The sequence below is a fragment of the Dyadobacter psychrophilus genome, assembly GCF_900167945.1.
Classification (GTDB): Bacteria; Bacteroidota; Bacteroidia; order Cytophagales; family Spirosomataceae; genus Dyadobacter; species Dyadobacter psychrophilus.
The window spans coordinates 648,346-668,560 of record NZ_FUZA01000001.1; the positions used below are offsets into that span (position 1 = coordinate 648,346).

Below are 20,215 nucleotides of genomic sequence, written 5' to 3' on the forward strand. Positions count from 1 at the left end.
TAAATTTTTTTTATCAATATCCGGAATTTTGCGGAAACTTGGGTCCGTCTACCACCCGATCGATCTGCGATTGTGGGATGGGGCGGAGCATGTTGAAATCTTTTACGTAAGGCGCAGCCTCCTGATTCCACTCCTGCACCCGACGCACAAGCGAGCGAGTCCGGACAAGGTCGTGCCAGCGCTGCCACTCTCCAAAGAATTCGCGGCTGCGTTCGTCAAGGATAAAATCAAGCGTTACTTGTGCCGGGGTGATTGTCAGAGCTGTTGCTGCGGCGGCGTTTTCGGCGGTTGAATTGGTTTTTTTAAAGGCAGCGCGTTGCCTTACGACATTGATCAGCGCGGCTGCCTTTGCATTGTTTCCAGCTTTGAAATAGGCCTCAGCTCCCGTCATATACACATCCGAGAAGCGATATAGAACAGCTGGGCGCGTCGAAGGATCATTAAAATTGGCGCCACGACTTGGGTCCATGAATTTTTTCAAAGCCGGGAAAATGCCATTGTTCCAAAGACTTGGCGGCACCACAATTCCTTTGAATGGCCGGTTGCCTACAAACTGCGGTGCGCCCGGCACTTCGTAATCCGGCAACCAAACGGCCGTATCCACGCCCGGAACTGTGGTATAGGAAATCCCACGCAGGTTATTGGCTGCATTCGCCTCATTTCTTACAGCAGTATTTGAAATATAAACTGTGTAAAATGAATTGGCGTAACGCGAATCCACCTTGCGGTTGGTAAATGCCTGATCCAGGAAATAATTTTTGCCAGCCCGCGGCCCGGTTGCGATTTTATCGGAATTGGGACGCATCCGCACATACGGACGGCCGTAATACGAGTCGCGCAACATGCCGGAAGTTCCGTTATTTACAAATGCACCGGCTGCATTTTTGATCGAGTTAATGCCGCTGTTGTTGGGATAATTCCAGTTGGTAAACCACGGGCTCAGGTTTTGCGCCGCTCCTCCCCCAGCCTGTCCGCCCACCTGATAGTAACCATATTTCGGGTCGAGCACGTGGTCGCTTACAAACATGGTTTCCTTGCCATAATCGTTTGCGGGCACAAATGCATCTCCGTAATCCTGCCATAAATCCAGGTTATAATCTGCTTTTTTTGCAATAATATCGTCGCAAATGGTTGCTGCCTGAGTGAAATCGGAGGCTGTGTTATTCAGCCAGCCGCGTGTCAGATATGCTTTGGCGAGCAGCAGTTGCGCGACAGGTTTGGTTGCCGCTTTGCCCAAAAATGGCGCAGTGGGTTGGTTAGGCAAATCAGCTGCGGCTTCGGTTAAGTCTTTAATAATGAGCTCATACACGTCCGCTGCTGGCTGGCGTGATGCGGCTTGCGAAGGCACGGTAATGAATTCCGTGTGCAGCGGCACATCGCCCCAGGTCTGCACGAGATAGAAATACCAGAATGCCCTCAGAAACTTGGCCTGCGCCAGATATTGCTTCCGCGTAGCTTCCGGCAAATCAATGGTTGCACCGTATTGCAGCACCCCATTCAATGTGTTAATGTCCTGAAAAGCAACGCCCCAGGCGGCTCCGAAGTTGCTGCTATTGAGACCATTGTACGTGTAAGCCGGACCTCCGCCGCCATTTACACCCTGAATGAATTCGTCGGTTCCGGCCTGCATTTCAACTGTAAAACCTTCCGTTCCCCACTGGCCGCGGATGTCGTTGTAAACGCCGGCGATTCCCCCCAGCACACCTGCGGGACTGTTGAAGTAAGTTGGAACGATCTGGGATTGCGGATGTTCTTCGAGCACTTTCTCGCAACCCGTACTGAGTGAAGCGATTAAGGCTGCTGTGATCAGATGTTTTATGGATTTCATAGTCGGATTAGAATTTAAGGTTTACGCCCACAGTGAATTGTCTTACCGGCGGAGAGTTCAGGTTAACCGAGATCTGACGCTCCGGCGCGCCACGGTCGCTGGCGCCTTGCGGGTTTAGTGTAGACTGGCCCGTGGCGTAGCTGTTTCCTTCGGGATCGATCGCCAGATCGTCTTTCACCAATGGCGAGTAAATAATAAATGGATTGGTGAGGTTGACGTAAATTCTCGCCGAAGTCGCGCCGATTTTTTTGATTAAATCGCTTTCAAATGTGTAACCCAGGTTAATGCTGCGGCATTTGATGAATGATCCATCATAGTAACCCAATGTGGAACCAAAGTTAGCCACAGCGCCGCTGGCATCGGGAGCCGGGAATGCGTTGGTTGGGTTGGTGTCGGTCCAGTAATCCGTTTTAACCTGATTTACACGGCTTTGATTAAAGAATGCAAAGCCTCCTGAACCCGTGGAGTTACCTGTTAAATACGGCACCAGCACTTTCATGCCCATTCTTGCATAAGTAACAACAGACGCATCGAAATTCCTGAAACTAAAACGGCTTGTAAGTCCTCCCTCCCATTTCGGCTGGAAATTGCCCAGGATCTGGCGGTCGTTTGCGTCGATCTTATTGTCCCCATTCAAATCTTCCACGCGGATTTGTCCTGCGAACTGGACCGGTGAAGTTTGCTGCGCCAATGTTCCGTTTTCGGCATCTGCCGTCTGCCAGATGCCCAACTTTTTGTAATCAAAAATTACGGAAAGTGGCTGTCCTACAAACCATCCTGCGCCCAGGTTCGATTTCTCTTCCGGCGTGGTCAGCTGCGTGATTTTTTCCCGGTTAAAGAAATAAGTCGCGTCAATGCTCCAATTGAAGCCTTTTGGTTTTCTGACGATTTCAAAAGTAGCGGCCACTTCTAATCCCTTACCTTCTGTTCTACCCAAATTTTTCAAAGTTGAACCAGCACCATTGCTTGGCGGCAGCGGCACGGATAGCAGAATGTCCTTGGTTTTTTGGTGATACCAGTCCACCGAACCTGTAATGCGGTTATTGAACAAACCAAAATCAATTCCAATGTCCACCTGCGCGGTCGATTGCCAGCTCAAATCGCTGGAAGGCAAGCTAGTTACGGTGTAAGCCAGTTGTTGCCCGGCTGTACCCAATCCAAAGTTGTAATAACCCGCGGATAATGCACCCAATGTTGAATAAGCGCCTACATTCCTGTTCCCCGAAATCCCCCATCCACCGCGCAGTTTCAGGTTAGAAATGAAAGTGGCCGATTTCATAAAACCTTCTTCCACCACATTCCAGCCTACACCGATCGCCGGATAATTGAAATATTGATTGGCCGGAGACAATGTTGAAGAACCATCGCGGCGCAATGTTAACGTCAGCAAATATTTGTCGGCAAAGCTATAATTAAGCCTTCCCATGTAGGATAGCAAGCCGGTTTCCGAGAACGAGTTACCAAAGTCCGACGGAGCAACGGGCTGGCCTGCTGCGAGTGAGAAATTCGAAGTTTTGATGTAATCCGCCGGCACACCTGTTACAGTAAAGCGGCTTCCCAGCGAGTGGTTTTTGGTGTATTCGTAAAGTGCCGTAAAACCCAGTTTGTGCTTGTCTGCAAATGTTTTATCGAAATAAAGCAAATGCTGCAAGTTCACGTCCCAATATTCGGTGTTGCTGATTTCGGCTGTGGATCCGGCTTGTGTTGTGGCCGTGTTGAAATAGGTCAGCGGGCCGTTGTAGTTATTCAGATTGGACTGACTGAAATTCAAACCTGCATTGAAACGGTATTTCAGTCCCGGCAAAATATTCACTTCCGCATAAAGGCTGTTGAATGTCCGTATCGCCCGCGTGCGGCCCAATGCCGATTCCTTTTTGGACATAATCGTCAGCGGACTCACGATGGCTGCATCAATGGAACCCTCGGCTGGGAATGTATTCACCGTTCCGTCTGCATTATAAGGCGATGCCAATGGTGTCAATCGCACAAGACCGCCCGGCACGCCTCCGCCACCCGGCGTATTCGTGTAAGTCAGCGTATTTAATGTATTCAGACCGATTTTGATGTTTTTACCAATCTTCTGATCAATGGTTGCTCGCAGGTTGAAACGCTGAAAACTCTGGTTTGGAATAATCCCGGTTTCATTGAAATAACCCAGGCCCAGCGAGTATTGGGTGTTTTCAACGCCGCCTTGCAAGCCCAATTGGTGATTGGTCATAAAACCCGGTTTGTAAATCAGATCCTGCCAATCTGTGGAAACGCCATTGTCGAGTGCTTCCTGCTCTTTTTGAGTTAACAAATAACCCGATGTGCCCGGCGCTGTGCGGTTGTATTTGGCTGCATCGGCTTTGAACTGCGCATATTCCTGGCCATTCATGACATTGAATTTGCCCATCACCTGTGTTTGTCCATGATAGCCGTCGTAACTGAAAACGGGTTTGCCGATCTTTCCTCTCTTGGTGGTTACCAGGATCACACCGCCCGCGCCGCGAGAACCGTAAATGGCTGTTGCAGAAGCATCTTTCAAAACTTCCAGACTTAAAATATCATCCGGGTTAATGTCATTCAAACCGCCAAAAGGAATCCCGTCCACCACCACGAGCGGACCATCCAGACCGTCGCTCGATCCTGAACTGGTTGTTAATGTGCGGTTTCCGCGGATCCTGATCTGTCCTTGCGAGCCCGGCGTGCTTCCGTTACTGATTATTGAAACGCCAGCCGCGCGACCTTTCAGCTGGTTCACCAGGTTTGGCGCGGGCACTTCTTTCAATGTACTTTCACTGACCGAAACGACCGAACCCGTCACGTCCCGCTTCCGCTGAACGCCATAGCCAACAACGACGACTTCTTCCAGTGTTTTGTTGTCAACGGTTAGCGTTACATTGATGATCTGCTGCGTGCCTACGACCACTTCCTTTGGTGCGTAACCGACCAGTGAGAAAACCAAAACTGCATTTGCATCCTGAACCGCAAGCCGGAAATTACCATCCTGGTCCGCGCTGGTTCCCCTTGTAGTTGATTTGACGAGCACACTGGCGCCGGGGAGCGGTTCGCCGTCCGGGCCCGTAACTTTTCCGGAAACCTCAATGTCAGCAGCGGGTGCTGACCTGTGCCTGGTTCCATAATCGGCCCATGCTGCGCTGCTGGCAACCGCATCCATCGAAGCGCCTCCGAGCAGCAGGATCGGAAGACCAGAAAGTCCGAGCATTCTGGCCAGCGTTTTACTGGTTAATAAACGTTCATGCATTTTGTGTATGATTTGATGTTTAAATTAGATTGAATCATGTGGCTTAATTGTTGTTGGTTCGGAAGTGTCAATTTGACAATACTAAATTTGAGTGTAACTTAGCTTTTGATCAGCCTCGCAACTGCATCACTTTTTCCAGATATTATTTAATTTATTGTCGACAAAAGTAGCTTACCGAGGCAGCCTGCTGTGAGCACATTTGTTCATATTAAGGATACAATTGTTCAAATGCGCCTAAAAAATGCCCGATTCTGAGACAAACTTGCATTTTTAGGATAACTTTCATCTTAGGCTCAATATTTAACCCACGCTTTTCAATGCGCTTGAAGATTTTGCTCACACTCCGTTTGACCGGCCTGATCGTTGCCTGCTATGCAGCGATGATCAATGCATGGGCTCAGCCTGCCGAACCGAAATTCACATCGCTGACTTCGACCGACGGATTGTCGTCCAACACGGTTACCGCCATCCTGAAAGATCGCTACGGCTTTATGTGGTTCGGGACCGACGACGGCTTGAACCGGTTTGACGGCACGAATGTGATGGTATACCGGCACGATAAAAAGGATTCGACATCGCTCAAATCCAGTGACATTTCGTGTTTGCACCAGGATCGCAAAGGGCGGATCTGGGTTGGGACGATCGAAGGCGGGCTGCATTTGTATGATCGACGAAAAGACGCATTTGTGAGCATTCCATCCCCCCACAGCGTTATTAGCATGGCCAGTGATGCATCTGGCAAGCTTTGGGTAGGAACAACGGCTGGCTTAATCCAGGTGGATCCGGAGAATTATCAGATCCGCACATTCACCTCAGTTGCTAACATGCCTGATCAGATTTCAAAAGGAATGGTCCTCAGCATCGCGGTCGACAGTAAAAAACGGGTTTGGGTCGGAACGCGGACTGGTTTGTACAAAATTGACCCTTCTGATAAAACTGGGGAATACATTAATTACCTGCAATCATTGCCGGATGAGGTCGGCGCTCGTCCGGTTAAGTCCATCGTTGAAGACCTTGAAGGGAACATTTGGGCGGGGACATTCAGCGGTGTTTTCAAGCTTAATTCAAACGGGCAGATCATCGAGCACTTCAAATTTGAACCTGATAACAAAAATTCGCTGAGTACAAATATGGTCTTTGCCGTGACCTGGGAAAATACGCAGCGGCTTTGGATCTGCACGGATGCAGGGCTGAATATGCTCGACACGCGCACGGGCATTATCACGCGTTATGGCCCGGATGCACGGACGGAGTTCAGCCTTAGCAACAAATCGGTCCGGAATATATTATTTGATAATGAGGGCATTTGCTGGCTGGGCACTTACAAGGGCGGCGTGAATAAGTATGATAAGAACCTCGCTATTTTTGGATTAAAGCGTTCGGATGTAAATGACCCGTATGGTTTGAGCGGCCCGTTTGTCACGGCATTTGCTGAAACAGGATCGGGTGAGCTGTTTGTGGGCACAGACGGCGGCGGACTGAACTTGTACAACCGCCAGACCAACCTTTTCAAGAAATTCCCCATTAACCCCAAAAACAAAAACGCCGCTTCTGGCCTGGCCATTTTAACATTGGAGCTGACGGCGAGCAATGAACTCTGGATCGGGACATTTGGGGATGGGTTATTTCAATTTAACCCAAAAACAGGAGGTTATACGCAGTTTTTAAAAGAAAAAGACCCCATTAGCCTGAGTAACAACGAGATATTTTGTCTGGAAAAAGATACCTCGGGCAAATTGTGGGTGGGCACCAATGGCGGCGGTGTGCATTTGTACGATCCTGCCACCAAAAGTTTCAAAAGAATGTACGATCCGGGCATTCCGGTTACCCAGCGGAGCATTCCGTTGAATGGTTATATCAGGGACTTGCTCCTGGATCGGAGCGGGAAACTCTGGATCGCTTCACACGGCACGGGGATCGCCGTTTTTGACCCGATAACACAAAAATCAATGCTGCTAGACAAACAAAGCAGTGAACTGGCCAGCAACATTGTTTTTTCGCTTCTGGAAGATAGCAAAGGGAATATCTGGGCGGGCACGTCGGGTGAAGGATTAGCGCTATATGATCCAAGCTCCAAGAAATTTACGACTTACGGAGCAAAGGAAGGACTGGCCAGCAACATTGTCAATAAAGTACTGGAGGATGCGCAGGGCCGGATTTGGGTGAGTACGAACCAGGGAATCAGCTATTTTGATCTGAAAAACAAAAAATTCATCAACTACACCTCTTATAATGGCATTCAGGACAGGACATTTGTCCTCGGTTCCGGCATCCGTGCCAGCGATAACACCCTCTTTTTTGGTGGCATTGCAGGATTTAATTACATCGACACGCGCAGCCTGCCCAACAGCAAACGCATTCCGCCGATCATATTAAAAGATCTAAAAATCGGTAACCGCAGCATTACACCCGCCGATTCCAATTTTATTGACGCGGACATTACCGTTGCGAAAACCATCAGCCTGGATTACAAGCAGAATTTTTCAATTGGTTATGCGGCGCTGGATTACACCAATCCCAAGCAAATGCATTACCGGCACAGACTGGTAGGCATGCAATCGGAATGGAATGAGACTGGCCTTAACAACGTCGCGAGTTATACCAATCTGAGTCCGGGTGAGTATGTTTTTGAAGTACAGGCCAGTGGCGACGGCATCAACTGGAGTCCGCGAACAAAGTCGGTAGCCGTGATTGTCAAGCCGCCATTTTACCTGACGATTTATGCATACATTTTTTATATCATCGCACCATTTGCGATTGTGTATTGGATGAGGCGGCGTGGGATTCAGAAGCTGCAAAGGCAGTTCAGAGAGCAGCAGCAACGGGCCGAAGTGGAACGGGCTTTGGAACTGGACCGTATGAAGATCAAGTTCCTGACCAATTTGAGCCACGAGTTCAGGACGCCGATCTCGCTCATTCTGGCTCCGGTTGATAACCTGCTCGTTAAGACCAAATCTACTGAACTCCATCCGCCCGTGACCGCCATCAAACGGAATGCGAAACGACTGCTTAACCTCGTGGATCAGCTACTGGATTTTAAAAATATGCAAGAGCAGGAAGTAAAGCTGGACCTTAGACGCCGCGACATCATCTTGTTTATCAAAGACACCTGCGACCAGTTCAGCGACCTTTCGATTCGAAAAGGGATTCAGTTTAAAATTGAGAGTGCCTTGGATCAGCTGAACATGGATTTTGACGCGGAAAAGCTCGAACGTGTTTTGTTCAACCTGCTTTCCAATGCATTCAAATTCACACCAAAAGGCGGCGAAGTAGCTTTGCATGTGCAACCGCAGATGGATTCTGAGGGAAAGCATTGGCTGCAAATCGAAATTGCGGATAATGGAATAGGCATTGCGGAAGATCAGCACGACAGGATCTTCGACCGGTTTTTCCAAACCGATACAGACCTGACAGTGCTGAACCAGGGAAGCGGCATTGGCTTGTCGATCGTGCGGGAATTTGTGCAGCTGCATCAGGGAAGGATCAATGTGGCCAGCCAGCCCGGCGCTGGGAGCACATTTACGGTGGAGCTGCCTGTTGCGGATGAACTTCTTGCAATGGCTGAACAGCCGGCTGCAGCGGCAAAAATGCGCTCCGGCGAAACAGAAAATGGATTTAATAAGCCGGATAAAGCCAATACGGAAGATCCGTCGAATGTGCTGATCATTGAGGATAATGATGAGTTCAGACATTATCTGAAAGAAAGCCTGATGCCATTTTATCACGTAATAGAAGCGAGCAACGGCAAGGAAGGCTGGCAAAAAACACTGAGCCATCACCCTGAACTGATCGTCAGCGACGTGGCAATGCCCGAAATGGACGGCATTGCGTTGAGCCAGAAAATCAAGTCGGACAAGCGCACGAAGCACATTCCGATCATTCTCCTGACCGCCAGCACCGGCGAGCAGCAGCAACTTGAAGGCCTCAGCTCAGGCGCTAACGATTATCTGACCAAACCATTCAATTTCGATATTCTGAATGCAAAAATCAACAATCTAATTTTGCTTAACCGGCTGCTAAAAGGCGTTTATTCCCGACAAATCCAGGTTTCGGGAAATGCGCCGCAAATGGAATCGAGCCAGGAAAAGTTGCTGAAAGATATTTTGTCTTACATCGAAGAAAACCTGCACACTTCCCAACTCAGCGTCGAAAATCTGAGCAAACACGTGGGCATGAGCCGGGGAACATTGTACAGCAAAGTGCTGGAAATGAGCGGCCAGACGCCCATTGAATTCATTCGTTCCATCAAACTGGAAAAGGCTGCGTTACTACTTGAAAACAGTGATTTGAGCGTTTCGCAAATCTCTTATATGACCGGATTTACGGCGCCGAACTATTTTGCGAAGTCATTCAAAGCTAAATTCAACATGTTACCGACGGAATACAAGTCCGGGAAGCGGAGCAGCCATCGCCAAATGCATTCCCATAAGCAGTGATTGATTTTTCAAATCGCGTCCATATACGACTTGTGCGACTTATACATTGCAATGCCTTCCTTAAAAGTCATCAACCGCTGCTCGCCGCTGCGCATATTCATCATACTGATGCGGTAAACGATTTCCCAGTGCCGGTAAATCTCTTTCCATGCGCGGAAAAGTGAATGTCGGGGATCGTAAATGTGCGTGGGCTCGCTGCCGGTCCCGTTTAATTCAATGATTGAAAAGTGCCGCCCTGCGGTTAAATCTTCCCAGCTTTTGAAACGGATATCGAGACGGCCGAAATAGAAACCCCGAACTTGTGTGCATGCATGGTCGATCACGCTGGTCAGTTCAGGGGTAATATGGTTTTGTAGGTCAATAAACTTGCAGCCCCGGCTGTGGTTGCCGTAAGGAACAAGGTTCAACGTTTCTCCGCCAGCCAGAATTTGATCGAACTGATTACCATAAATCTCGGACAAAGCAGGGAGTTGCAGGATGGCCCGGTCGCTTTGTGTGAGCAGCGATAATAAACTGCTTTTCCCATCTCCCTTTACACTCAAAAATTCCTTTCCTACAATTCCGGAAATGTGCCCGTGATCCTCTCCGGGAAACCGGAAATAAAAGACGCCTATCTCATGAGGATAATCAATATATTCCTGCACCAGAAAATTGAACTTACTCGCTAGCCGGTAGTCTTCCAGGTCATCGGAGGTCCGCAAAAGCTTCACCTGTAATCCACGCTCGCCGATGTCGGGTTTGGCGATCAGAGGAAATGTAAGTGCCGATTCACACAGTAAAGATTTGATCGCATCAGCGCGCATTCCAGCGTGGCAGAGGACAGTTTTGGGATAAAAACCAACCGGTAACAGCGGATAAATGTCACTTTTGCGTTCATGAATAAAGCCCGAATTCTCGATACCCGGATTAGCGGCGCTAAAAAACAAAAATGATCGGGCGCGTATACTAAGCCATAGCCACAATGGAACCAGCGGCAAGTAAACGCATTCGAACGGCCAGTATTCCCAATGGCGCAGGCGGATCAGGAACCTTCTTGCTTTCCAGTACAAACTATCAAACCGATGTTTTGCGGGTTTTGCATAAGGTCGGACCGATGTATCAAAGGTTTTTCCAGAAGAAAGATCATGATAGCGAATCCTGCTCTCACCGGCAACCGGAATTTCCAGCGAGGTGACGCTCACCGTCCGCACATTCTGCGCGTCACCAGACCCGCAGGTTTCGTATCTCAGGTCGTCGCTCATATGATAGGAAAGCACTTCTTCGGATGTTGGCAACTGGATTTTTGTCAGCCATTCTTGCAGGTTCTTCTCCCGTTGACCATGCACATGGCGGTCGTACAATGTCGCCGATGACCAGATATGCGACTTGTTCGGGTCGAGGTGTTTCACATGTTTTTCCTGGCCATCCCAAGTGCAGCGACGCAATTCTTCTTCAACAAAAAGAATCAGCGTAAAAGGCTCAATACCATACAGTTCAATGGAATAAAATTTTTCGACAGGTTCTTGCGAGCCAATAATTTCCAGCATTACCATCCCGCGACTTTGCTGATAATGGCTTTGGCGTATGTGTTTTTCAAAACCACCATTGAGCAAAACGGCAGCAGAATGTCCGTTCCGCAACGCTATCCATGTGCCGCCTGCCTGCACATCTTTGGGGTAAATAACAGACTGTCCCCCTGATAGATACGTCTGTGGAAAGATTGCCACGGGTCGGTCTTTATGTTCATCCCGGTTCGAAGTAAGGAGAACGCCGCTGGCTGTTGGAATAAACGTTACTGTGCACATTGCGCCTGGCGGTATTCAATGGTCGACTTGGCAACACCAAAATGGTCGGCAAGCGGAATGCCGGCAACGAGCTGCACACCGATTCTCATTAACGCCATGTGGTGCACGGTGTGTTCGAGATTGTAAATCAGCTCGCGTTCATAATTGGTCACGATTTCGCATTCAACACCCGAAGATTTGTCTGCATAGGCGAGCCGAAGCGGCTTATTGTCGGTTTTCAAACTAGCCGCCACTTCCCTTAATTTTATGATCGCATAGGTTCGCTGCGTTTCAATGGCTTTATCACGGCGCCTGGCGTCATAATCAATACAGCCTGTCTGATAACCCCGGCTAAGCTCCTGGAAAAATTCGATCACATGCCGCACATGTTCGCCCAGCGAAGCACCCGACAGCACATCCAGTTTGAATGAAAATTGCTCTTCATTCAGCTCGTCGAGCATAGCGCTGATCTGGTCCAGCACTGCGGTAACTGATTCTGCTATTTTTCTGTTCATATCCCTTTTTGGATCGTTCGGTAAAAACCATGCCGCGCCACGTTGGCCGGGCCACGCTGGCCGGGCAACGCTGGCCGCGCCACGCTGGCCGCGCCGCGCCCGGCATATTTCACTATTTTTCCTGTACGCTGATTCCCGAAAGGCTGCCTCGATACCAATAGGCCAATGTCAGACAACTGCCTAGCACCAGCAAAGCATAGATAAAAAGCTGCCCCGAGTCGCCCTGCACTTCGATTCCCAGCCGCGTAATGTGCATGAACAGCGCGCCGGTCATGACGCCGGTCCCGACCAATGCGCCGTAAGGAGTAGTCCGCGGAATTACAATCAATATCGATGCGATCAATTCAAAAACTCCTACCAAGATGCGCCCCCAGGGCTCCATGCCGACTTTTGAGAAAATATAGACTGATTCGGGCGAAGCTGTAAACTTGAAGTACAGCGTTTGAAACATGATCCCTGCGGCAACCAGCCTCAGCACCCACGACCATCTGTTGCGGTTCCGGGAGGTCATGGCTGTGAATTTTTAATCAATGGCCATTGTACATCTGCCTTATCAATGCGCTCTTTCTGATTTTTAGACCAGCTATTTTTGACCTTCATATTGTAATTGAAATACAACTTGTCGTCAACAATGGTCCACGTTTCGGCCTGGGTGGGCGCTTTGTGGCCTTCGGAAGTGCCATAGGCGCAGTAGCCGCCATATTGGGGAACAAACTTTTCAGGCTCGGCTTTGAATGCTTCCAGGTTTGAGCGGCTGGCGAAAAGCCAGTCCGTTTCCTTGTATTTATAAACAAGGCTGTCAACTCCTTCAACCGGTTTGCCTTCTTTGAAAAACGCTACCACATCGTATCCTTTAATGGCCTTTCCGCCGGGTGCGAAAATTTCTGAATGCTGGGCGTAGCTGCCCAATGCGGATAATATGAATGCCGCTATTAGAATGAATCTTTTCATTGTGATCTGGAAAATTTAAGGTATGAAACGCGCCCAATTCTGATCAGCCCGGCCTTTCAGGCGGGTCTCGTCCTGATTCCAGCTTTTGAGCGTATTATTGAAGTATTTGTTATAAAAAAGATAAAGCTTGCCGTCCAGGATTTTGAAAGTTTCCGGATCTACTTCTACTTTTTCGCCCTGCTTGCCCATCGCATAAGCGCACCAGCCTCCATACTGCGGCTCATAGCGGGCAGGGTTCTTTACAAACTCGTCGCGGTTTTGCCGGGAGGTAAACCGATAAGTCGTTCCGTTGTAAGTGGTAGTAATCTCCTTTTTTCCCTCGATCGCCTTTTGGCTGGTGAAGTAGGCAACCGGGTCGTAGCCCTGGATGGCAAGGTTCTCTTTTTCGAGATTGAATTGCTTTTTGCGTACTTCTGTGCTTTGGGCAAAAGCTTGACCCGTAAGGAGAAAGAGCAACAGCAGTATGCCAATTTGTTTTTTCATAAGATAATAAGGATAAAAAGTGCCCCGGCCCATTGCCGGAGCTGATCGGATTATTGAATTGTTACCTTGATAATATTGCTGATCGCAGGAAGCGTGGTGAATGGGTTAGGATTTGGAACAGGCGCAATTACTTTACTCTCGGTCAGGGGAGTTCCTGCGAGGTTGAACTGGGTAATGCCCGCTCCCGGGAACTGGTCGATGGCCGTTCCGTTGTCATAAAGGGCCATTGAGGTTGAGAAGTCGCCGGTTGCATTGGCATCGATATCATTGCCGTGGGTCGAGAAGAACCAGTCATTCGAAAATCCGTACATGGTTGCTACTGCAATGCGGTCACCGGGTGCCAGCGTCAGCTGCTGCGAAACCTTGCCTCCTGCATTGCCGCCGATCATTGGAAGGAGCACTGTGCTGGTGGGTTCCTTCAATACATACACATTTTTGATCCCACTTTTGGTTTTTAATGCTGCTGCTAAAACGTCGGCATTGCCTTTCTGGGCCAGTTCCTTCAATCCTTCGCCCCGGTCATTTTCACCCACTTGGAAAAATGGATTTTCACTGCCGCTGTAAACCACCACCAATATCGGCGAGAGCGGTGTAAAAATGCCTGTCTGCGAGGTCAATACCGTGCTCATCGGCGCATTGTCGCCTACTTCTGCAATGCGCGTCAGCCCTTCTGTGGTGGCTTTGCCGCTGGAATAGATCGGTTCGGGCAAAAGAAAATCGGTGCCGGCGGTGTAAGAGATCGCCCAAACGCCCGGACTGAACGGCGTTTCATTAGTGGTGCCGCCCGACTCGTTTTTGATCGTCACAGTGAACCTTGAACTTCCGTCATATTTCAGCGAAACATTCATCAGCTGCGCAGCAGGAAGGAATGCGTGCCCGTAGTCGTCAATTCCCATTACTTCCTTGATATTTTTCGGGGCGGACTCGGCAGTTCCGGGATGGACAAGCGTGGCGCCCGGAGCGGCGTTCATCCGGCTGCCATTGTCCCACAATTTGATCTGCGCCGACACGTCGCCGGTAACAGGCGTACCGTCGTCCCCATAAAGCCTGATGCCGGGATTTTCGGGAGCAAAAAAGAGGTCGTTGCTCCATCCGTACATGGTGGCGAAAGTAAGTCTCTGGTTCTTAGCGGCTGAAAATGAGAATGACACCGACTGCCCCGGCAGGATAACCGGCGGAGTTCCCGTTCCCTGGAATGTACCCGACTGAACGAGTGGCCGGCTGTCGAGCACATTTTCAATGGTGATTGTTTTAGCCGTCGGCTGGGGCTCGTGGTCTTTGATGCAGGAAGTAAAAATAAGGGCTGTAATAGAAAGCCCGAGCAGTGATTTGATCATGTCGATGTCCGTTTTGCGTGTTTGAATGATGCAAAGCAAAAAAGACGATATCCCACCGCAGTCACGGAAATATAACAAAAGTATCACAGCGAACTATCGCGCTGTTTTATTTATATACTTTGCAAAAAAAGGCAGGGAATGGATTCAAAAAATGTATTGATCATCGAGGATGACGGCGCTATTACCGAGCTGCTGACGATCCATCTGGCCGACCTGGGGTGCAGGATCACTGCCGAAAAAAACGGCCAGAACGGGCTTACCAGGGCACTGTCCGAAAGTTTTGAGCTGATCATTCTCGACGTAATGCTTCCGGGCCTTAATGGAATGGAAGTGTGCAGGAAGATCAGGCAGAGTGACCGGCAGACGCCGATCCTCATGCTGACCGCGCGATCCGAGGAAATCGACAAAGTAATGGGGCTGGAAACCGGTGCGGACGATTACCTTACCAAACCTTTCAGCGTCCGGGAATTCATCGCCCGGGTGCGGGTGATCTTCCGCCGCAACGAAGAAAAGGCAAGATACAGCTCGCCGCAATCGGCACAGATTATCATTGCTGGCCTGGAAATCGATGTCGATAAACGCAAGGTGATGCTGCGGGGCGAGCGCATTGAACTCTCGCCCAGGGAATTTGAACTGATCGTACTGCTGGCTTCCAATCCGGGACGGAGTTACAGCCGCAAACAACTGCTCAGTCTGGTTTGGGGTTACGATTTTGAAGGATATGAACACACGGTGAACACGCACATCAACCGGCTGAGGGGGAAAATAGAAACCGACGTTTCGAACCCGACATTTATACTTACTACCTGGGGCATTGGCTACCGGTTTAACGAAGAATTGTGATATGTCTGTAAAAACCATCAGCGGTAACCTGCTATTCTGGAAGATCAGCGCCGTTTTTGCCAGTCTTTTGCTGGTACTCGCGCTTGTGTTCGTGCTAATTGGCTCACGGTTTTCCAAAACATATTATATGGCGGCGCACCAGCAGCTTTATGGTGACATTGCGGGTCACCTGGCCACTTTTACCCAGCCGATCAAAAACGGACGTCCCGATACGACCGTCACACACGACATTATCCATTCCACGATGGTGGCTAATCCGAGCGTGGAGGTGTATCTGCTTGATACACTTGGAAATATCACCGATTATGTGGTGCCCGAAGCGACTGTTCACATGAAAAAAGTGGATATGGACAAAGTGCACGAGTGGCTGGCTGCCGACGATAACCATCGGCCGTTGGGGGACAATCCCAAATATCCCGGCGAGACGAGTATCTTTTCGGCTGCGCCGGTTCTCGAAAATGGAAAGCTGGCCGGTTATGTCTATGCCGTGCTTGCCAGTGAAAAGCAACAAGAGATCCTGGGCTCGCTCAATAGCGATCTCAATTTCCGCCTGGCTGTATACATCTTTTTCGCTGCATTGCTGGGTGCGTTTGTTGTCGGTGTGGTGACTTTTTTTCTGATCACCGACAGCATTTGCAGCATCGCGGGCGTGGTAAAACGATTTCAGGAAGGCGATCATACGGCGCGGATACGTGGGTATGCGAAAGGAAACCTGGGTGTTTTGACCTCCACATTCAATGAAATGGCTGATGCAATTGTCGAGAATTTCGAGAAAATCACCGCTACTGACCGCTTTCGGCAGGAACTGATCGCCAATGTGTCGCACGACCTCCGAACACCGCTTTCCATCATGCAGGGATATGCCGAAACGCTGGCAATCAAACGCGAAACGCTATCCGGCCCGGAAACCGAGCGGTATCTTTCCATTGTTCTGGAAGGGACCAAAAAACTTTCGGTGCTGGTCGACCAGTTGTTTCAATATTCAAAACTGGAATCCAATGTTGTCGAGCCGCAAAAAGAGCTTTTTCCGATCGGTGAGCTGGCTTCTGACATTCTCAGTGCATACCAATTAAAAGCTGAGGAGCGGAATATTCGTTTGAAACTCGATGCTCCTGGCACGCTGCCTGCTGTTTTCGCAGATATTGGCTTAACGGAACGGATCTTTCAGAACCTGCTGGATAATGCATTCAAATTCACACCCGACGGCGGACAGATTTCAATTGCCTTGTCGGAAGCGGGCGACGGCGTCAGGATCAGGGTGGAAGATACCGGGGTGGGCATTGCCAAAGAGTATCAGGAGCAGATATTTGAACGCTACAAACAAGCCGACCTGCAAGCGGCTTCCGCGAAAGGCGTCGGGCTGGGTCTGGCGATCGTCCGGAAAATACTGGAATTGCACCAAAGCTCGATCCGTGTTTTCAGCGAGCAGGGAAAAGGCGCGGCATTTGAATTTGTACTATCCCGCAGTGATGCAGCTCCTCCGTATTCTTGATCCCAAGCTCCTGCACCAGGGCAAGCCGCCAGTAACAATCTGCCCGTTCGCTTTCCGGTAAACTTTTGAGGCCTATATTTGCCGTTGAGCAAAACCTTTACTTGTCAAAACAATGGCCAAAACCCCGATCGATAGAGTCATCAAGCCGGTAAGCAAATTCATTCATCAGGAATATACCAGCGGCATTGTCCTTTTTCTCTGCGTAATAGCAGCCCTTATTTGGGTCAACTCCCCTTTTGCGGAATCTTATCACCACGTTTGGGAAACCAGTTTGTCCGTCGGTTTCGCGGGAAGTACATTCGATCATCCGCTGCATATCTGGATCAACGACGGACTTATGGCGGTCTTTTTTTTCGTGATCGGGCTCGAACTGAAGCGTGAGTTTATGGCTGGCGAACTGTCCAGTGTCAAGAAAGCGTCACTACCAATGGTTGCGGCGCTCGGCGGAATGCTTGTTCCCGCGTTTATTTATTTCCTTTTCAACAAAGGCCTGGACTCTGCCTCTGGTTGGGGGATCCCGATGGCGACGGACATTGCATTTGCATTGGGGCTGCTTTCGCTTTCAGGAAAAAATATCCCTACCTCCGTCAAAGTTTTCCTTTCAGCACTTGCGGTTGCGGATGACCTTGGAGCTGTGCTGGTAATCGCATTTTTTTATACCGCACATATCGAATACAGCTATTTACTGTTTGGCGCGGGATTTTTGATTTTGCTTGTAGGCGGCAACTTGCTTGGGATCAGGCACACATTATTCTACCTTCTGATCGGGATTGCTGTTTGGGCCTGTTTCCTTTTTTCGGGTGTCCACGCAACCATAGCGGGCGTTTTGGTCGCATTCACAATCCCTGCCAGGACGAAGATCAATGAAAAGGAATATTTGCAAGAAATCCACGCAAATGCAAAGGAGTTTGAAGTCGCGATCCCTTTGCACGGCCCGCTCATGACCTCGGATCAGCACCACATTATAGAAGAAATCAAACGTGTGAGTATCGACGCGCAGACGCCTCTGCAAAAAATTGAATATGGCTTGCATCCCTGGGTCGCTTTCCTGATCATGCCTTTGTTCGCCATTGCGAATTCGGGCATGCACATTGGCAGCGATTTTTTCTCGGCGCTTATTAATCCGGTCAGTGCAGGCGTAATGGTCGGGCTGGTAGTGGGCAAGCTGGTTGGCGTTTTTGGCTTTACCTGGGTAATGGTCAAGATCGGGATTGCCGATTTGCCGCGACTGGTTAGCTGGAAGCATATTTTTGGCGTGGCGTTATTAGCTGGTGTTGGGTTTACCATGTCTTTGTTTGTTACCAACCTGGCATTTGTGGACGCGCAGCACATTGATGCAGCGAAATATGGCATTTTGCTGGCTTCCCTGGTTTCCGGTGCGGCAGGAATTGTTTATCTCCGCTCTATTTCGAGAACGTGAACAGGCCACTTCCGCAGCCAATTGACAGCTGGTTGAAGTAATTAAAGACCGATTCTGTAAAGGTATTTATAGAGAAAGCGAACTTCCGGAGGGGATATCAGACGTGTAAATTGATTGTGAATGAATGAAAAAGTAAGATACCTGAGAAAATGGCTTGATCGCATCCTTCTGGGAATGAGCCTGCTGTGTTCTGTCGTGATCCTTTTTCATTTGGGGTACAATAGTGATCCCGGCATTGAAAAGCTTACCAACCGCATCCTGGAATGGTGCTTCCTGTTCTTTGCGGTGGCGCTAGCGGCGAAAACTTTTACTGCATTTCAAAGCAACTCCTCCGTGATCGCCCGGATCGGCGAGGCTGTATTGCTTTTCTATTTTGTGGCTGTCATCGTAGCGGATAGTTATCATTTTTCTGCCAAAGACGGAACCGAACTCGTCAAACCGGAATGGATGTACATCGGCATTTTCGCCATTTTTATTATTGAAATATCAAAACAAACGCTGTTTTTCGACCAGTTTTACTTTAACCCGACGCTTCTTTTTGTACTCAGTTTCCTGCTGCTGATCCTGATCGGCACGGCGCTCTTACTATTGCCAAAATCGACTTATGACGGTCAGCTCAACTTTATCGACGCACTGTTTCTGGCAACCAGTGCAGTCTGTATCACAGGGTTGTCTGTTGTCGACATTGCCGCTGAGTTTACGGGTTTCGGGCAAACTGTGCTGCTTGTGCTGGTGCAGATCGGTGGGTTGGGGATTATGACATTTACCGGATTTTTCGGCTATTTTTTTTCGGGAGGGTTTTCATACAAAAATCAGCTGATGTTTACAGAATTAATCGGCGAAAATAAGGTCAGCTCGGTTATTTCCACTTTGTACAAAATCATTCTGGTCACCTTCTCTTTTGAGATCGCGGGCGGCATCCTGATCTACCTCAGCCTCGACGCCGACGATTTTTCAAGTTCAGGCGACCGGCTATATTTTACTGTTTTTCATGCAGTTACAGCTTTCTGCAATGCCGGTTTCTCCAACTTATCCAACGGACTGAACGATGCAGCGCTGCGGTTCAATTATCCATTGCAGCTGTCCGTGATCCTGCTTTACGTCATGGGCGGGCTTGGGTTTGGGATAGTTTTCAATACCTACGAATGGACCAGGCGCTGGATTTTTAATGTTTACCACAAGCTCAGGTTCGGAAAACAGTATATGTACCGCGCCGGCATGATTTCCTTCAATTCGAAAATCATCGCTTATACCACTTTCTTCCTGATCATTTTTGGATTTCTGGCGGTGCTGATTCTGGAACGCCACCACACGCTTCGCGAGCATGAAAGCTATTTCGGTAAAATTGTCACAGCTTTGTTCATCGGCACCAGTCCCCGTTCGGCTGGTTTCAACACGGTGATTATGAGCGAACTGGCCTTCCCGACGGTTATGCTCATTTTATTACTCATGTGGATCGGCGCGGCTCCCGGCTCTACCGGCGGCGGGATTAAGGTGACTACTTTTGCATTGGCAACGCTCAACATTTTTAGCATTACTAAAGGCAAGGACCGGATTGAAGTTTTTGGAAGAAATGTATCGGACGATTCCATATCGCGCGCCTTTGCGATTATCTCCCTTTCGCTGATTTTCCTGGGCGCAGCCGTTTTTACGCTGGCAGTCACAGATCCGGAAAAAACCTTGTTGTCGCTCGCATTCGAAACGTTTTCAGCTTACAGCACTACAGGGCTTAGTCTGGGTGTGACGCCGAACCTCAGCCAGGCGGGGCGGCTGGTAATTATCGTTACCATGTTTGTGGGCCGGGTGGGATCGCTCACGCTTCTGATCGCGCTTGTCCGCAACGCAAAGCCCAAAGATTACCGGCTCCCTACCGAGCAAATGAACTTTTAAAACCAACGAC

The 20,215-nt window shown here is 49.3% G+C and carries 13 protein-coding genes; 5 read left to right on the forward strand and 8 right to left on the reverse strand.

The genetic code is table 11. From position 1 onward, the window contains the following. Positions 1-13: 13 nt before the first annotated feature. Complete coding sequence (locus B5X68_RS02900) at positions 14-1,828, reverse strand: RagB/SusD family nutrient uptake outer membrane protein (protein WP_082213155.1); 1,815 nt, start codon at positions 1,826-1,828, stop codon at positions 14-16. Positions 1,829-1,835: 7 nt separating this feature from the next. Further along, positions 1,836-5,075: a SusC/RagA family TonB-linked outer membrane protein gene (locus B5X68_RS02905; protein ID WP_082213156.1), complete on the reverse strand. Its 3,240-nt coding sequence runs from the start codon at positions 5,073-5,075 to the stop codon at positions 1,836-1,838. Between the two features lie 317 nt (positions 5,076-5,392). Here B5X68_RS02905 and B5X68_RS02910 point away from each other — a divergent pair, with 317 nt between their 5' ends. Then, positions 5,393-9,511, forward strand: coding sequence for a hybrid sensor histidine kinase/response regulator transcription factor (locus tag B5X68_RS02910; protein ID WP_082213157.1), 4,119 nt, complete (start codon positions 5,393-5,395; stop codon positions 9,509-9,511). A gap of 8 nt (positions 9,512-9,519) precedes the next feature. On the opposite strand, the gene B5X68_RS02915 is transcribed toward B5X68_RS02910, so the two are convergent. The 6 genes from B5X68_RS02915 to B5X68_RS02940 all read right to left on the reverse strand — a co-directional run bounded on the left by B5X68_RS02915 (position 9,520) and on the right by B5X68_RS02940 (position 14,560). Further along, positions 9,520-11,295, reverse strand: a complete 1,776-nt coding sequence (locus tag B5X68_RS02915) for an NRDE family protein (protein WP_082213158.1) — start codon at positions 11,293-11,295, stop codon at positions 9,520-9,522. Then, positions 11,283-11,789 (reverse strand): hypothetical protein, encoded by a 507-nt coding sequence (locus B5X68_RS02920; protein ID WP_082213159.1) that lies wholly within the window; start codon positions 11,787-11,789, stop codon positions 11,283-11,285. Before B5X68_RS02920 ends, B5X68_RS02915 begins: the two co-directional genes overlap by 13 nt. Positions 11,790-11,901: 112 nt before the next feature. Beyond that, a complete protein-coding gene (locus B5X68_RS02925) occupies positions 11,902-12,300 on the reverse strand; it encodes a DoxX family protein (protein WP_082213160.1) in 399 nt (132 codons plus the stop codon). Then, entirely contained in the window at positions 12,297-12,740 is a 444-nt protein-coding gene (locus B5X68_RS02930; RefSeq protein WP_082213161.1) for a YHS domain-containing (seleno)protein, read from the reverse strand. Before B5X68_RS02930 ends, B5X68_RS02925 begins: the two co-directional genes overlap by 4 nt. 15 nt (positions 12,741-12,755) lie before the next feature. Next, positions 12,756-13,223 (reverse strand): YHS domain-containing (seleno)protein, encoded by a 468-nt coding sequence (locus B5X68_RS02935; protein ID WP_082213959.1) that lies wholly within the window; start codon positions 13,221-13,223, stop codon positions 12,756-12,758. A gap of 50 nt (positions 13,224-13,273) precedes the next feature. After that, the gene (locus B5X68_RS02940) at positions 13,274-14,560 is read right to left on the reverse strand and encodes a spondin domain-containing protein (protein WP_082213162.1); all 1,287 of its coding nucleotides are present in this window, start codon (positions 14,558-14,560) and stop codon (positions 13,274-13,276) included. A 138-nt stretch (positions 14,561-14,698) separates the two neighbouring features. Between B5X68_RS02940 and B5X68_RS02945 the strand changes: the two genes are divergently transcribed. The 4 genes from B5X68_RS02945 to B5X68_RS02960 all read left to right on the forward strand — a co-directional run bounded on the left by B5X68_RS02945 (position 14,699) and on the right by B5X68_RS02960 (position 20,205). Beyond that, positions 14,699-15,403 (forward strand): response regulator transcription factor, encoded by a 705-nt coding sequence (locus B5X68_RS02945; RefSeq protein ID WP_082213163.1) that lies wholly within the window; start codon positions 14,699-14,701, stop codon positions 15,401-15,403. Position 15,404: 1 nt separating this feature from the next. Continuing rightward, complete coding sequence (locus tag B5X68_RS02950) at positions 15,405-16,895, forward strand: HAMP domain-containing sensor histidine kinase (RefSeq protein ID WP_082213164.1); 1,491 nt, start codon at positions 15,405-15,407, stop codon at positions 16,893-16,895. A gap of 112 nt (positions 16,896-17,007) precedes the next feature. Next, positions 17,008-18,315: a Na+/H+ antiporter NhaA gene (gene nhaA, locus B5X68_RS02955; protein WP_082213165.1), complete on the forward strand. Its 1,308-nt coding sequence runs from the start codon at positions 17,008-17,010 to the stop codon at positions 18,313-18,315. 120 nt (positions 18,316-18,435) lie between these two features. Then, complete coding sequence (locus tag B5X68_RS02960; protein ID WP_082213166.1) at positions 18,436-20,205, forward strand: TrkH family potassium uptake protein; 1,770 nt, start codon at positions 18,436-18,438, stop codon at positions 20,203-20,205. Positions 20,206-20,215 lie beyond the last annotated feature (10 nt).